Here is a 15,449-nt window from a genome sequence, read left to right on the forward strand (position 1 = left end):
ATGTCACGGTCCGGATTACTGCACACTTCGTTCAACAGTGACACAGTGGAGTCATGGCACAAGACGGCACCTCACGCCAGTCCGCCCGAGAGGATGTTCGCCGGGCGGTTCTGATCACCGAGGCACACACGTCGGTCGAGGAACAACACCGCGCGCGTGTCCGCAAATACCTGTTCATCATGTCCTTCCGCATCCCCGCGCTGGTTCTCGCGGCGCTGTCCTACGGGGCGTGGCAGAACCCGTGGATCGCGATGGCGATCGTCGGCGTCTCGATCCCGCTGCCGTGGATGGCGGTGCTCATCGCGAACGACCGCCCGCCGCGGACCGACGACGAGCCCAGCCGCTACGGGTGGCGTGCGCAGAACACGACGGCGCTGGAATCGACGAGCCATCCCGTCGTGACCGTGGACGTGGACCTCGACGAGACCGCCGCTCCCCCGCGCGCGGCGGTGACCGCGAAGAGCCCCGGGACGGCCGCGACCTGACTCGCCGGGCGGGTCGGCGCGGGTCGATACGCTCGTCGCCGTGACCGATTCCGACGCTTCGCGTCCCAGTGACACCGACGCTTCGCGTCCCAGTGACACCGACGCCCCGCGTCCGACCGCTTCTCCTGCGATCGACGAGGACGCGCTGCTCCGCCTCACGCACCCGCTGCGTGAGGCGTTCGCGCGCACCGGCTTCACCGCCGACGGTGTCCTCGCCGGCCTGGAGTCCGAGGTGCACGACGCACTCGGCCGCGGTGAACCCACGCCCGTCCGCCGCCGGTGCCGAGACCTCGGCGAGCTCGGAACCCTGATCCGCCTGTTCCTGCTGGCCGACGACGTCGACGCGGACGCGGCGCGGGCGGCCCTCGCACCGGTCGAGCGGGCCGACGCCGAGCGGGCCGGGCTTCTCGCCGGTGACGCCGAGGGTACCGTGCGCGCGCTGCTCGACGTGCGACCGCTGGACCTCGGCCACGGCACGCGCTGGGTGGTGTCCGACATCGACGGCAGCACCCGCGACGTGCCCATCGGGTCGGACCACGTGCTCGGGGTCGGCCACGCCTCGCTGTCCCTGGTCCGGGCGACACCGACCCGCACCGACGGCCCGGTGTCCCTCCTCGACCTCGGGACCGGCTGCGGTGTCCAGGCCGTCCACGGGTCCACGTACGCGGACCGGGTCACGGCCACCGACCTGTCCGCCCGCGCCGTCGTGCTGGCGCGCGTGACCGCGGCGCTGAACCGGACCTCGGTCGAGGTACTGGCCGGGCCGTGGTTCGAGCCGGTGGTCGGCCGCCGCTTCGACCGCATCGTCGCCAATCCCCCGTTCGTCGTGGGGACGGGCGACGTCACGCACTCCTACCGTGATTCCGGCCTCGACCTCGACGGGGCGAGTCGGCTGGTCGTGTCGACCGCGCCGGACCACCTGCATCTCGGCGGCACTGCCGCCCTGCTGGCGGCCTGGATCCACGTCGACGGCGAGGACTGGCGCTCGCGGGTGGCGTCCTGGCTCCCGGACCACGGCGTCGACGCCTGGATCGTGCAGCGCGACGTCGCCGATCCGGCTCTGCACGTCGGCACCTGGCTGCGCGACGGCGGACTCGACCCTCGCACGCCGGCGGCCGACGCGCTCGCCGAGCGCTGGCTGAGCCGACTCGAGGACGCCGACGTCACCGGGGTCGGATTCGGGTTCGTCTACCTGCGGCGCACCGACCGACCGACGAGCGTGCTCGCGGAGGACCTGCGCCACGGCCTCGCGGACCCGCTGGGCGACGAGGCCCTCGACGTGTTCGACCGTCTCGACTGGCTGCGGACACACGACCTCGTGGCCGAACGGTTCACGGTCGACCCCGCCACCGCGTACGAGAACGTCGCGCTCCCCGACCCCGACGGCGGCTGGTCGACGGTGGTGCGTCGGGTCCACCGCGGCGACGGTCCCGCCTGGCAGCACGAGATCGACGAGGACGGTGCCACGCTGCTCGCCGGGTTGCGCGCGGACGGTCTGCCCCTGGGCGACGTGGTGGAGTTGCTGGCCGCGGCGCGCGGCGTCGACGCCGACGAGCTGATGCCGGGCGCGGTGTCCCTGGTGTCCGGCCTGGTGGTCCACGGGCTCGTGCGGCCGGCCGGTTCCCGGTAACCGCACCGACGGCCCCGGAGATCCTTTCTCTCAGCAACTTCTCAGGGCGATGTCGACGAATCCGCAGGCCAGATGGTTTGACGGCCGGGCCGGCTGGGAACTTTCGGGGAGTGTTTCGACGTTGACACGGGTGAGACACCACCGATCAGGAGGCACGTCATGACCAGCCCCACCACCGTTCGTCCGCGCCCGAGCGAAGCCGATCTCGACGCTCAAAGCCCGGCTGCGGACCTCGTTCGCGTCTACCTGAACGGTATCGGCCGCACGGCCCTGCTCACCGCCGCCGAAGAGGTCGAGTTGGCCAAGAAGATCGAGGCCGGCCTCTACGCCGCGCACGTCCTCGCCACCGGCAAGCGTCTCTCCGCTGCCAAGAAGCGTGATCTCGCCACCGTGGTCCGCGAGGGCAGCGCGGCGCGCGCGCATCTGCTGGAGGCGAACCTGCGCCTCGTGGTGTCGCTCGCCAAGCGCTACACCGGACGCGGCATGCCGCTGCTCGACCTCATCCAGGAGGGCAACCTCGGCCTCATCCGGGCGATGGAGAAGTTCGACTACGCCAAGGGCTTCAAGTTCTCGACCTACGCCACCTGGTGGATCCGGCAGGCCATCACCCGCGGCATGGCCGATCAGAGCCGCACCATCCGGCTCCCCGTCCACCTCGTCGAGCAGGTGAACAAGCTGGCGCGCATCAAGCGCGAGCTGCACCAGCAGCTGGGCCGCGAGGCCACCGACGAGGAACTGGCCGAGGAGTCGGGCATCCCGGTCGAGAAGATCGCCGATCTGCTGGACCACAGCCGTGACCCGGTAAGCCTCGATATGCCCGTCGGCAGTGACGAGGAGGCGCCGCTGGGCGACTTCATCGAGGACTCGGAGGCCACGTCCGCCGAGAACGCCGTCATCGCCGGCCTGCTGCACACCGACGTGCGCAGCGTCCTCGCCACGCTCGACGAGCGCGAGCAGCAGGTCATCCGGCTGCGGTACGGCCTGGACGACGGCCAGCCGCGCACGCTCGACCAGATCGGCAAGCTCTTCGGACTCTCCCGCGAGCGGGTGCGTCAGATCGAGCGCGAGGTGATGGGCAAGCTCCGCCAGGGCGATCGCGCCGAGCGTCTGCGGTCCTACGCCAGCTGACACACCACGCACGCGAGAAGGGCCCCGGCATTCGTGCCGGGGCCCTTCTCGCGTGCGTGGACCGTCAGCGGAGGCGGCGCGGCCCGAAGTCGGCGCGCGTCGGCTCCGGACCGATGCGGATGCGGGCGTCGGTGGTCTCCGCCCCCGTCGCCGACGCGAGAACCGGATCGCACGTCAGTTGCCGCACCTCGGGCAGGTCGTCGGCCAACGTGGACACGCGCAGAACCAGGTCGACCAGCGCGTTCTTGTTCACCGGGGTGGCCGTGCGGTAGCCCGAGAGCATGGGTGCCGATCGCGGTGACTCGACCAGCTCGGCCGCGTCCCGCTCGCCGAGCGGCAGCACCCGGTACGCCCGGTCGCCGAGCAACTCCGGGAGCGCGCCCGACAGCCCGAACGACACCACCGACCCGAACGACGGGTCGTCCTGCACCCGCACCACGCAGCCGATGCCCTTGGTGGCCATGCGTTGGACCACCATGACCGGATTGCCGGACGCCGCGAACAGATCGCGGTACGCGCGGCCGACGGCGCCGGCTCCCACCACGTCGAGGCGCACGCCGGACAGATCGGGCCGGTGCCGCCACTGCTTGCCGGTCGCCTTGACGGCCACGGGCCCACCGAGCTCCTCGGCGGCCGCCACCGCATCGGCCTCGTCGGTGACGGTGCGGAACGACGCCACGTCGATTCCGTAGCACCCCAAAAGCTGCGTCGCTTCCTCGTCGGACAGCCACCGGCCGTCCGGGGTGCGCTCCATCCAGTCGGCGACCAGGTCGCGGGCGGCGGCGGTGTCGATGCCCGCCGGCCGGGTGACGTCGTCGACCGGGCGACCGAGCCGCGCCGCGTACCGCCACGCCCGGGTCAGGGCGAGCACGGCACGCGCGGGGTCCGGGTAGGACGGCACCGACCCGCGCACGAGGTTGCCGTCGTCGTCACGGACGGCCAGGAGATCCGGGATGCCCTCGGCGGCGAGGAACGTCGTCAGCACCGGCTTGTCGCGGCCGCGTACCGCGTTGCCGAGCGCTTCCGCGTAGGACTCCACCCGCACGGCGACCGGAGGGACGAACACCGCCAGCACCGCGTCGACGTCCGACGCGTCCAGCGCCCGGGTGACCGCGGCGGCGAAGTCCTCCGGCGTCGCCTGCGCGCCCACGTCGACCGGCGCGTCGGCCTGCAGTCCGTTGTCCCGCGCCGCGTCCACGGCGAGCACGCCGAGCGCGGTGGAGTTGCCCACAACGGCCACCCGCGGACCGGCCGGCAGCGGCTGGTAGCCGAGCAGCACCGCGCAGTCGAACAGTTCGGCGATCGAGTCCACCTGAATGACCCCGGCCTGCTCGAACAGTGCCCGGACGATCGAATCGTCGATGTCCGAGCCGGTCGCGAGCGCGGGCGGCACCGCGCCGCGGCCGCTCTTGACGGCCACGATCGGCTTGGTCCGCGCCACCCGTCGCGCGATGCGCCAGAACTTGCGCGCGTTGCCGAAGCTCTCGAGGTACAGCAGCACGACGTCGGTGTTCTCGTCCTGGTCCCAGTACTGCAACAGGTCGTTGCCGGAGAGGTCGGCGCGGTTGCCCGCCGAGACGAAGGTCGACAGTCCGAGCAGGCGTTCGGACGCCTGGGACAGGATCGCGATGCCGAGCGCTCCCGACTGGCAGAAGAACCCCACTCGGCCGCGACCGGGCAGGACGGGCGCGAGCGTGGCGTTCAGGGAGACGGCGGGGTCGAGGTTCGCGACGCCGAGCGCGTTGGGCCCCACCAGGCGCATCCCGTGGGCCCGGGCGGCCCGGACCAGGCGACGCTCGTTGGCGCGGCCCTCCTCCCCCGTCTCGCCGAAGCCGGAGGAGACCACTACCAGCGAGCGGACCCCCTTGGCCAGGCAGTCGTCGAGCACGGCGTCGATCTGCGCGGACGGCACCGCCGCGACGGCGAGATCCACCTCGTCGGGGATGTCGGAGACGCTCGCGTACGCCCGCACCCCGCGCACCGACGTGTGTTCGGCGTTGACCGGGTAGACCGGCCCGGTGAACGACGCGCGGAGGAGGTTGGTCAGCACGGCGTTGCCGACCTTCTCGGGGTCGGTGGACGCCCCGATGACGGCCACCGAGCGCGGGGCGAGCACGTTGCGGACGCTCTTCGCCTCCGCGGCACGCTCCCGCGAGTTTCGCACCTGCACCAGGGCGTCGGTGGGATCGATGTCGAAGTCCAGATTGAGCACGCCGCCGTCGAACGAGCGGCTCACCTGATAGCCCGCCTGCCGGAACACCGTGACCATGTTGCGGTTCTCGGCGAGAACCTCCGCGACGAACCGCCGCACGCCGTTCTCCGCCGCGGCGCCCGCGAGATGCTCGAGCAGGATCGGCCCGAGCCCACGACCCTGATGGTGGTCGGCGACGACGAAGGCCACCTCGGCGGAGTTGCCGTCGCCGTCGGGGAGCCGCTCGTACCGGCCGACGGCGATGATCTCGTCGCCGAGCGTCGCCACGAAGGCCACGCGCGAGGAGTGATCCACCGTCGTGAAGTTGACGACGTCGCGCTGCGGCATCGTCGGGTACGGGCCGAAATACCGCAGGTAGCGGGTGCGCTCGCTGAGCTTGCCGTGGAACGCGACGATCGCGTCGGCGTCGGACGGCACGATCGGCCGCAGGTGCACCACACGACCGTCGCTGGCGAGGACGTCGGCGGACCAGTGCGCGGGGTAGGTCTCGGCACGTTGCCGTTCCAGCGCCTTGGGGTCCGAGGTGGCGGGCCGGGGTGTGTCCGACGCGGCGTTCTCGAGCTCGGGTTTCCCGGCGTCGGGGGTCTCGTCAGTCACGCGGGTCCTCCGGGTCCAGCCCCAGTGCGGGGTACACCGCACGCCGGGTCGCGACGATCGCGGTGTCGACGCGCTCCACCGCGCGGTCGACGACGGCGACCCCCGAGGTCGGCGAGCCTCCCGGGCCGTCCCAGGGCGCGTAGTCGACGTCACCGTCGTCGCTCATGGTCGAGGGCAGGTCGATGCTCGGGGCGGCGCCGCGCACGCGCTCGCGCCACTCCTCGGGCAACGGGGTCGACGGATCGACGTCACGGTCGAGCACCGCGGCGATGAGGTGCGTCCAGGCGCGCGGGACCACCCGGACCAGGCCGTATCCCCCGCCACCGACGGCGAGCCACCGCCCCTCGCACACCCGATCGGCGAGATCACGCATGGCGAGGAAGGCGGCGCGCTGGCCGTCCACGGTGAGGCCGAGGTCGGCCAGCGGGTCCTCCCGGTGGGAGTCGACGCCGCACTGGCTCACGATGATCTGGGGTCGGAACGCCGCCACCGCGCCGGGAACGACGGCGTGGAACGCGCGCAGCCACAGCCGATCGCCGGTCCCGGGCAGCACGGGCACGTTCACGGCCGTACCCTCCGCGAGCCCGGACCCGGCCTCGGTGGACCAACCGGTGTTCGGCCACAGCGTCGCCGGGTGCTGGTGGACGGACACCGTCATCACGCGCGGGTCGTCGAGGAACGCCGCCTGCACTCCGTCCCCGTGATGGGCGTCGACGTCGAGGTAGGCGATGCGGTCGTACCCGTTGTCGAGGAGCCACGAGATGGCGATGGCCGCGTCGTTGTAGACGCAGAAACCCGACGCCCAGTCGGCCATGGCGTGGTGCATCCCCCCGCCGATGCTCACGGCCCGGCGCGCGGAGCCCGACGCGATGGCCCGCGCGGCGGTGAGGGTGCCGCCGGCGATCACGGCACTGGCCTCGTGCATGTCGACGAAGACGGGGTTGTCCTCGGAGCCGAGGCCGTGGACCGGGTCCGTCGCGCGGGACCCGAGCGGCAGGTCGAGGTGCGCGCGCTTGACCGCGCCGACGTAGGACGAGGTGTGGACGCGCAGCAGATCCTCGTCGCTGGCCGGGGTGGGCGGTACCGTGTCGGCGTCCTCGAGCAGTCCGAGCGTGGTCGCGAGGTCCATCGTGAGCGCGAGCCGGGTCGGGTTCATCGGGTGGTCGTCGCTCCAGCGGTACTTCAGATAGTCCGCGCTCCAGACGAGGGCGGGGGGACTCGACGGGGCGCTCATGCGGTTCAACCTACGTGTCCGATCTGCCCGACGCGGCCGACCCGCGATGCCGACTCCGTACCGGTAGAATTACAAGAGACGAAGGGTGTGATTGTGAAGGATTTGGTGGACACGACGGAGATGTATCTCCGGACCATCTACGACTTGGAGGAAGAAGGTGTCGTGCCGCTGCGGGCACGCATCGCGGAGCGGCTCGAGCAGTCCGGTCCCACGGTGAGCCAGACGGTGGCTCGGATGGAACGCGACGGTCTGCTGCTCGTCGCCGGTGACCGCCATCTGCAGCTCACCGAGAAGGGACGCGAGCTCGCGGTGTCCGTCATGCGCAAGCACCGCCTCGCGGAGCGCCTTCTGGTCGACGTGATCGGTCTCCGCTGGGAAGACGTCCACGCCGAGGCCTGCCGGTGGGAGCACGTGATGAGCGAGGAAGTGGAACGGCGCCTCGTCGAGGTGCTCGACAACCCCACCACCTCGCCGTACGGCAACCCGATTCCCGGTCTCGACCTGCTCGGATCCTCGCGTCCGAGCACCCCGGTCGAGGACCTCGTGCGCCTGTCCGACCTCCCGTCCGGAACGCCCACCGCCGTCGTGGTGCGCCGACTGGCCGAGTACGTCCAGTCGGACCCCGACACGATCGCTCGCCTGCGCGACGCGGGTGTGGTGCCGGACGCACGCGTGACGGTGTGCCCCAAGCCCGGTGCCGTCACCATCACGGTGCCCGGCCACGACGACGTCGATCTGTCCATCGAGATGGCGCACGCCGTCCAGGTCAAGACCATCTGAGGAGTTCCGTGAAGTACGTGGTGACCGGCGGCGCCGGCTACGTCGGTTCCGTGTGCGCGCGGGTGTTGGTGGACTCCGGTCACGAGGTGGTCGTGATCGACGACCTCTCGACCGGCAACCGGGACGGCGTTCCCGACGGCACGACGTTCGTGGAGGGTCCGGTCGCCGACCGTATCGACGACGTGCTGGCGGAGGGGGGCGTCGACGGCGTGCTCCACTTCGCCGCGCAGTCGTTGGTCGGCGAGTCCGTGGAGAAGCCCGAGAAGTACTGGCGCGGCAACGTCGGCACCGCTCTCGCGGTGCTCGACGCGATCGTCGCGCACGGCACGCCCCGCCTCGTCTTCTCCTCCACGGCGGCCACGTACGGGGAGCCCGAGCGGACCCCGATCACCGAGGACTTCTCCACTCGCCCCACCAATCCGTACGGTGCGAGCAAGTTGGCCATCGACCATGCGATCACGGGGTACACCGCGGCGCACGGATTCGGGGCGACGAGCCTGCGGTACTTCAACGTGGCCGGCGCCTACGGCGGGCTCGGCGAGAACCGGGTGGTCGAGACGCACCTCATCCCGTTGGTGTTGCAGGTCGCCGCCGGGCACCGAGAGTCCATCTCGGTGTTCGGTACCGACTGGCCCACTCCCGACGGCACCGCGGTGCGCGACTACATCCACGTGCGCGACCTCGCGGACGCACACTTGCGCGCCGTCGATCGCAGCACTCCCGGACAGCACCGCATCTTCAACCTCGGCAGCGGTGCGGGTTTCTCCGTCCGCGAGGTGATCGAGTCCTGCCGCCGGGTCACCGGCCGGGACATTCCGGTGGTCGACTCCCCCCGACGTCCCGGCGACCCGGCCGTGCTGGTGGCGTCCAGCGCCGAGGCCATCGAGCAGTTGGGCTGGTCGCCGCAGCTCACCGACCTCGACACCATCGTCGCCGACGCGTGGGAGTTCCTGCAGTCGATGGGCGACCGCGCCCACTCCGCACACCGGGGCTGACCTCACCCGTCGGCGGGCAGCCGCACGCCGAGCCCCGTCGCGACGGCGCGCGCGGAGTCCACGAGGTCGGTCACCACGGCCGGACCGAGACCGTTCTGCAGGGCGGCGTCGAGCAGCACGGCCAGCCGGTACCGGGGGTCCGCCGCCAGCGCGACCTCGAGCGCCGTCCCGGCCATCGGTCCGTCTCCGCGCAGGTAGAACCACACCGCCACCATCGTCGCGGGCGCGGCTCGCCGCGGACCGGACGTTCGCCGGGCCAGTTCCACCCACAGCGCCCCCGCGGTCGCGTCGAGCCGGGTGCCGGCGAGCCCGAGCAGCGCGTCCCGGATCGACAGCACCGCCAGGCCGGCCATCGCCCGCGCCGCCGACACGGAGTCGAGCTCACCGGACAGATCGAGTAACTCGACGTCGTCGACCACCTCGGCCAGCAGTTCCCCCGGTGTCAGCGGCGCGAGGATCTCGGCGACCTCGGCGCACTGCTGCGCGAAGCGCGCGCAGTCGTCCGCGGACGCCGGGGCGAGCACGGTCAGCAGATCGGACCGGGAGGACCGGATCGGTCGGCCGCTCACGACGGTCGACGCCGCGACCGCGGACGTGCGCGGGTCCGGCAACGATCCGCAGCGGTCGTCGCCGCCGAGGCTCGTCCACGGGGCGTCGGCCGTGATGGTCGGTACCACGTGGACACCGAGAACCTGGATGTCGAGGGCGTCGAACGCCTCGTGCAGATCGTCCGCGAGCGGTTCGTACTGCGCCGGGGCGCGGTCACCGACGACGAGCACCGCGACGATCGCGTCGTAGGCCTCGCGGTCGCAGACCTGCGCGCAGCGTTCGATGGCGTGGAACACCTCCCCCGTGGTCGGTGCTTCCGGCAGGTCCTGCCGCACGGTCATGCGCACCGTCGTCGTCGACCCCCGCGAGAGGCAGATCAGGACGATCGAGTGCTCGGGAACGAAGCCCAGGAGGGCGGGGACGGCGGCGACGAGGTCGCCCACCGTCCCGACGGTGGCGCGCAGCGGCGGATCGAGTGGATGGTCGCCGCGACGATCGGCGGCGTAGGGGTGTCTGGTCACACGCCGCACTCTGCGCCGAGCCGCCGACCGGCGTCGGGCCGTGACCTGGGCCGACGAGTCGACTCGAACCGACCTGTGGATGACCGCGTCCCCGGGGAGAACGCAGGTCCGAGCGGTGTCCGCGAGACGTGCCACGATCGTCAGCATGCGTGCAGTGCTGCAACGAGTCTCGTCCGCGGGGGTACGGGTGGAGGACCGCGTGGTCGGGGAGATCGGTCCGGGCGTGCTCGTCCTGCTCGGCGTCGCGCCCACCGACGGACCCACCGACGTCGAGCACGTCTCCCGCAAGATCGCCGAGCTGCGGATCCTTCCGGGTGAGCGGTCGGTCTCCGAGGTGCCCGAGGCGGGTGTGCTCGTGGTCTCGCAGTTCACCCTCTACGGCGACACGCGGAAGGGCCGACGCCCGTCGTGGAACGGCGCCGCACCCGGCCCGGTGGCCGAGCCGCTGGTCGACGCCGTGGTGGCGTCCCTCCGGGCGCGGGGGATCACCGTCGCGACCGGGGTGTTCGGGGCTCACATGGCGGTCGAGTCGGTGAACGACGGGCCGGTCACCGTGATCGTCGAGAGCCCCGGATCCTGATCCACCACCGCCGGACCGTCGTCGATCGCCGCCGGCGGCGTGTAACCACTCCCCGTCGCCGCCCGGTGCGCGGCAGCGACGGCTTGGGCAGCCGGGACCAGGACACGCCCTCGGGCAGCATCCAGCCGCGCCACCGGGCGAGGACGCACAGCGACGCGCCGACCACGGTTCCGGCGACCAGGCCCGCGTCGGTGCCGACGAGCGACTGCGTCACCACCAGCGTCGCACTGCCCGCCAGGGCGCACGTGGCGTAAAGCGTGTTGCCACCGAAGATCGCCGGGACACGACCGACGGCGATGTCGCGGACCGCTCCCCCGCCCACCGCGGTGACGGCGCCGAGCCCGATGGCCGGCAGCCACCCCAGCCCGACGCCCAGCGTCTTCTGGGCCCCGGCCGCCGCCCAGCACCCGAGGGCCAGCGCGTCGACGTACGGAAAGACGCGATCCCACCCGCGTCCCTCGAAGCGGACGGCGAACGCGACGAGCGCGCCGATCAGCGCGGCCGTCAGGTAGCGGTAGTCGGTGAGCGCCACCGGCGGCCCGGCCTGGAGGAGCGTGTCGCGGATGATGCCGCCCCCGAGTCCGGACACGACGGCGAGGACCGAGAACCCGACCAGGTCGAAGCGCATGGCACGGGCCACCGCCCCACCGAGCAGGGCGTTGGCCACCACCCCGGTGAGGTCGAGAACGCGGAACAGGTCCGGGACCGCGATCCCCGGCACGGAATCGAACACGGCGCGGAATCAGCCGTTCTTGACCTTCTGGACGGCCTCGCGGAACACCAGGTCCAGCGTGGCCGTATCGGGCTCGGAGTCGTCGAACGACATGTAGGTGGCGGTGACCCGCACGTCGTCGACCTGCCCGACCAGCGACAGCATCGACTGCGTGACCGTGTCGGTACTGCCGCCGCCGGAGGACACGGTGCGGCGGACGGCGAGGGTGTCGTCGGCGCCGATCGGCGGGGGCGGCACCAGCTCGCTGACGACCTCGGCGGTGACCCCACCGGCCGTGGTCCGCACGGTTCCGCACTCCTCGATCTGCCCTTCGAGCGCGTCGAGGGAATCGGGCACGCGCACCAGCTCCACCGAGACGGTGGCGCGCTTCACCGGATCGGTGCCCACCACCAGCGACGACGAGTCCGGGTCGGCCGACGGCTGCTCCGGCTTGCAGCCGGCCGGCTCGACGGACGCCCCCGCCGCGACGCCTTCGAGATCCTGCGCGGCCTGCGCCACCGCCTGCGGAGGCAGCACCACGGCCTGATAGGCGGGCGGGAACACCGCCGGGTCGATCGTCAGCGCGGACAGCGCCGACTCGGCGGCCGATCCCGTGGTCGACGACGGCGTCGTGCTCCCGCTCGGCGACGTCGTCCCGCTCGGAGCGGTCGACTCGCTCCCGCTCGGTGACGTCGCGGCCGGGGCCGAGGGGGTCGTGCCGGCGGCCTCGGGCACACCCGTGACGGTGCTGCCGCCGCAGGCAGCGCTCACCAGCACGGCTCCGGCTCCGAGGCAGCTCGCGAATCCGAGTCGAGTCCTGCGCTGCACCATCGTGTCCTCTTCTCCCGTGGCCCGGCCGAGTCCCGACCGTTCGGCGAGCATCGCACAGCGCGCGAACCGGACACCGCGCCCACACCGCGCGGTGTCCGGTTCGTTATGCGGCTCGCCGGTCCCGGTCAGGAGCCGCGCGCGATCCACTCCTCGAGGTGCGGGGACTCCGCGCCGATGCTGGTGCCGTCACCGTGCCCGGTGCGGACGGTCGTCTCGGGCGGCAACGCGAAGAGACGTTCGCGGATGCTGCCGATGATCGTCGGGAAGTCCGAGTACGAGCGACCCGTGGCTCCCGGCCCGCCGGCGAAGAGGGTGTCGCCGCTGAACAGCTCGCCCGCCTCCGGCAGGTACAGGCACGACGATCCCGGCGAGTGCCCGGGCGTGTGCAGGATCCGGATGTCGGTCCCCGCCACCGTGACGGTGTCGCCGTCCGCGAGGTCCCGGTGACCGACGCCGGGGTGCGTCTGCTCCCACAGCACGTCGTCGGCGGGGTGCAGGAGGATCGGGGCATCGAGGCGCTTCGCCAGCTCGGGCGCGACGGTGACGTGGTCGTTGTGGCCGTGCGTGCACAGCACGGCGACGACGGTGCGCCCGCCGACGGCGTCGACGATCGGGTCGGCGTCGTGCGCCGCGTCGACGATCACCACCTCGGAGTCGTCGCCGATCAGCCAGATGTTGTTGTCGACGTCCCACTCACCGCCGTCGAGAGCGAACGTCCCCGAGGTGACGACCCGGTCGATCCGCAGGCCGCTCACAGGACCACCACCGAGCGCAGGACGCGGCCGGACGCCGCGGCGTCGAACGCCGCCTCGACGTCCTCCAGACCGATGCGTTCGGTGACGAACTTCTCGAGCGGGAGCCGGCCCTGCCGGTAGAGGTCGACGAGCATCGGGAAATCGCGCTCGGGCAGACAGTCGCCGTACCAGGACGATTTCAGCGATCCGCCGCGGGAGAAGAAATCGATGAGCGGCATCTCGACGGTCATCTCCGGCGTCGGGACGCCGACGAGGACGACGGTGCCCGCCAAGTCACGGGCGTAGAACGCCTGCTTCCAGGTCTCGGGGCGACCGACGGCGTCGATGACCACGTCCGCGCCGTTCCCGTCGGTGAGTTCCTGGATGGCCTCGACCGCGTCGACGGTGGAGGCGTCGACGGTGTGCGTCGCGCCCAGTTCCGTCGCCCACTCGAGCTTCCCCTTGTCGCGGTCGACGGCGATGATCGTGCCGGCGCCGGCGAGTCGAGCACCGGCGATGGCCGCGTCACCGACGCCACCGCAGCCGATCACCGCCACCGAATCGCCGCGGCCGACGTTGCCGGTGTTCATCGCGGCGCCCAGACCCGCCATGACGCCGCAGCCGAGCAGGCCCACGACCGCCGGGTCGGCGTCGGGGTCGACCTTGGTGCACTGGCCCTCGTGGACCAGCGTCTTGTCCGCGAACGCGCCGATGCCGAGCGCCGGGGTGAGCTCGGTGCCGTCCTCGAGGGTCATCTTCTTCGAGGCGTTGTGGGTGTCGAAGCAGTACCAGGGCTCCCCGCGCTTGCACGCCCGGCACTGGCCGCACACGGCGCGCCAGTTGAGCACCACGAAGTCCCCGGGAGCGACGTGGGTGACGTCGTCGCCGACGGTCTCGACCACCCCTGCGGCCTCGTGGCCGAGCAGGAACGGGAACTCGTCGTTGATGCCGCCTTCGCGGTAGTGGAGGTCGGTGTGGCACACGCCACACGCCTGGATCGCCACCACCACGTCGTTCGGACCGGGGTCGGGGACGACGACGGTCTCGGTGGTCACCGGTGCACCCTTGCTCCGTGCGACGACGCCGCGGACCTGCTGTGGCATGGCGATTCTCCCTGTCGGTCTCGAGTCGAGGCGTCCGTCGCGGTTCGGCGGGCGCGTCTCGACCCTATCCGTGCACACATGCGAACCCGGGCATCCGAGCGGCGCCTCCGTGTCCCGCCGCGGACGGGAATGCGCCGCGTGAGCCGTGCGTTGCCGACGACGTACGACGAGGACGGGGTGCGCGTCGACCCGTGGGAGACTGGGTAGTCACCTCGACAAGGGGCACGACCGGAAACGGTCGACGATCCGCACGCGCGCGACGAGAGAGGACACGGCATGGACGAGAAGTCCGGAATGTACGAGCTCGAATTCCCGGCGCCGCGCGTGATCTCGGACGACGGCCTCGGCCCCGTCCTGGTGCACGGGCTGGAGGGGTACTCGGACGCCGGGCACGCCGTCAAGCTGGCAACGGCCCACCTGCGCGAGACGCTGGAGACCGAGCTGGTGGCGTCGTTCGACGTCGACGAGTTGCTGGACTACCGGTCCCGGCGCCCGATGATGACGTTCAAGACGGACCACTTCTCCGACTACGAGGAGCCCGTGCTCAACCTCTACGCGGTCCAGGACGGGGTCGGCACCCCGTTCCTGTTGCTCTCCGGACTCGAACCGGACCTCAAGTGGGAGAAGTTCACCACCGCCGTGCGATTGCTCGCGGAGCAGCTCGGCGTGCGCCGCACCATCGGCCTCAACTCGATCCCGATGGCCGTTCCGCACACCCGTCCGCTCGGGGTGACCGCGCACTCGTCCGACAGCGATCTGGTGGGAGACCACCACAAGTGGTCGGGCGAGTTGCAGGTGCCCGGCAGCGCGTCGTCGTTGCTCGAGTACCGGATGGCGCAGCACGGCCACGAGTCGATGGGCTTCTCCGTACACGTTCCGCACTATTTGGCGCAGACCGCCTACCCGAGCGCCGCGGAGAAGTTGCTCGAGCTGGTGGCCGACGCGGCCGACCTGACGCTGCCGCTGGTGGCGCTCACGACGGCGGCCGCGCGGGTGCGCGAGCAGGTCGACGAGCACGTCGAGGGCAATCCGGAGGTCGGGTCCGTGGTGGCCGCGCTCGAGCGTCAGTACGACACCTTCGTCACCGCGCAGGAACAGAAGTCGACGCTGCTCGCGTCCGACGAGGAACTGCCCAGTGGTGACGAACTCGGCGCGGAGTTCGAGCGTTTCCTCGCCGAGCAGACCGGTTTCGACGACACCGAGGACACAGCCGACACCGACGGCGCCGACGAGCGCGGCGACGACGAGTCCTGACGGCCGGGCTCCGGCGGGTTCTCGCCGACCCGGGTTCTCGCCGACGCGGGTTTCGCCTGACGGAGCCGTCACCTCCCCGTAGCGTGTCCGTCACAGACACCGAC

14 protein-coding genes are annotated in these 15,449 nt (G+C 71.7%); 7 read left to right on the top strand and 7 right to left on the bottom strand.

Annotated elements, in window-relative coordinates; all coding sequences use genetic code 11:
* Positions 1-53: 53 nt before the first annotated feature.
* The 3 genes from HQ603_RS06200 to HQ603_RS06210 all read left to right on the top strand — a co-directional run bounded on the left by HQ603_RS06200 (position 54) and on the right by HQ603_RS06210 (position 3,243).
* Positions 54-485 (top strand): DUF3099 domain-containing protein, encoded by a 432-nt coding sequence (locus HQ603_RS06200; protein ID WP_222683651.1) that lies wholly within the window; start codon positions 54-56, stop codon positions 483-485.
* A 130-nt stretch (positions 486-615) separates the two neighbouring features.
* Positions 616-2,115 carry a DUF7782 domain-containing protein gene (locus HQ603_RS06205; protein ID WP_222683743.1) on the top strand — a complete coding sequence of 500 codons (1,500 nt, stop codon included), beginning with the start codon at positions 616-618 and terminating at the stop codon, positions 2,113-2,115.
* Between the two features lie 159 nt (positions 2,116-2,274).
* The gene (locus HQ603_RS06210) at positions 2,275-3,243 is read left to right on the top strand and encodes a sigma-70 family RNA polymerase sigma factor (protein ID WP_222683652.1); all 969 of its coding nucleotides are present in this window, start codon (positions 2,275-2,277) and stop codon (positions 3,241-3,243) included.
* A 64-nt stretch (positions 3,244-3,307) separates the two neighbouring features.
* On the opposite strand, the gene HQ603_RS06215 is transcribed toward HQ603_RS06210, so the two are convergent.
* Both HQ603_RS06215 and HQ603_RS06220 read right to left on the bottom strand, forming a co-directional pair.
* Complete coding sequence (locus HQ603_RS06215) at positions 3,308-5,962, bottom strand: bifunctional acetate--CoA ligase family protein/GNAT family N-acetyltransferase (RefSeq protein ID WP_261773473.1); 2,655 nt, start codon at positions 5,960-5,962, stop codon at positions 3,308-3,310.
* A gap of 82 nt (positions 5,963-6,044) precedes the next feature.
* Entirely contained in the window at positions 6,045-7,286 is a 1,242-nt protein-coding gene (locus HQ603_RS06220; protein ID WP_222683654.1) for an acetoin utilization protein AcuC, read from the bottom strand.
* 93 nt (positions 7,287-7,379) lie between these two features.
* Between HQ603_RS06220 and HQ603_RS06225 the strand changes: the two genes are divergently transcribed.
* Together HQ603_RS06225 and galE are read left to right on the top strand one after the other, a co-directional pair.
* Positions 7,380-8,066, top strand: coding sequence for a metal-dependent transcriptional regulator (locus HQ603_RS06225; RefSeq protein WP_222683655.1), 687 nt, complete (start codon positions 7,380-7,382; stop codon positions 8,064-8,066).
* 8 nt (positions 8,067-8,074) lie between these two features.
* On the top strand, positions 8,075-9,061 hold the full coding sequence (gene galE, locus HQ603_RS06230) for a UDP-glucose 4-epimerase GalE (RefSeq protein ID WP_222683656.1): 987 nt from the start codon (positions 8,075-8,077) through the stop codon (positions 9,059-9,061).
* 2 nt (positions 9,062-9,063) lie between these two features.
* Here the strand turns inward: galE and HQ603_RS06235 are convergent, their stop codons facing one another.
* Positions 9,064-10,131, bottom strand: a complete 1,068-nt coding sequence (locus tag HQ603_RS06235; protein ID WP_222683657.1) for a DUF4192 domain-containing protein — start codon at positions 10,129-10,131, stop codon at positions 9,064-9,066.
* Positions 10,132-10,276: 145 nt separating this feature from the next.
* On the opposite strand from HQ603_RS06235, the gene dtd reads away from it, so the two are divergent.
* Complete coding sequence (gene dtd, locus HQ603_RS06240) at positions 10,277-10,711, top strand: D-aminoacyl-tRNA deacylase (RefSeq protein WP_222683658.1); 435 nt, start codon at positions 10,277-10,279, stop codon at positions 10,709-10,711.
* Here dtd and HQ603_RS06245 read toward each other — a convergent pair.
* The 4 genes from HQ603_RS06245 to HQ603_RS06260 all read right to left on the bottom strand — a co-directional run bounded on the left by HQ603_RS06245 (position 10,680) and on the right by HQ603_RS06260 (position 14,091).
* On the bottom strand, positions 10,680-11,444 hold the full coding sequence (locus HQ603_RS06245) for a trimeric intracellular cation channel family protein (protein ID WP_308126383.1): 765 nt from the start codon (positions 11,442-11,444) through the stop codon (positions 10,680-10,682). The genes dtd and HQ603_RS06245 overlap by 32 nt on opposite strands.
* Positions 11,445-11,453: 9 nt before the next feature.
* Positions 11,454-12,254, bottom strand: coding sequence for a sensor domain-containing protein (locus tag HQ603_RS06250; protein WP_222683659.1), 801 nt, complete (start codon positions 12,252-12,254; stop codon positions 11,454-11,456).
* Between the two features lie 125 nt (positions 12,255-12,379).
* Positions 12,380-13,009 (bottom strand): MBL fold metallo-hydrolase, encoded by a 630-nt coding sequence (locus tag HQ603_RS06255; RefSeq protein WP_222683660.1) that lies wholly within the window; start codon positions 13,007-13,009, stop codon positions 12,380-12,382.
* A complete protein-coding gene (locus HQ603_RS06260) occupies positions 13,006-14,091 on the bottom strand; it encodes an S-(hydroxymethyl)mycothiol dehydrogenase (protein ID WP_222683661.1) in 1,086 nt (361 codons plus the stop codon). The genes HQ603_RS06255 and HQ603_RS06260 overlap by 4 nt, the downstream gene beginning before the upstream one ends.
* Positions 14,092-14,367: 276 nt before the next feature.
* Here HQ603_RS06260 and HQ603_RS06265 point away from each other — a divergent pair, with 276 nt between their 5' ends.
* Positions 14,368-15,345 carry a proteasome assembly chaperone family protein gene (locus tag HQ603_RS06265; protein WP_222683662.1) on the top strand — a complete coding sequence of 326 codons (978 nt, stop codon included), beginning with the start codon at positions 14,368-14,370 and terminating at the stop codon, positions 15,343-15,345.
* Positions 15,346-15,449 lie beyond the last annotated feature (104 nt).

The organism is Rhodococcoides corynebacterioides (assembly GCF_019834675.1).
Lineage (GTDB): Bacteria > Actinomycetota > Actinomycetes > Mycobacteriales > Mycobacteriaceae > Rhodococcoides > Rhodococcoides corynebacterioides_A.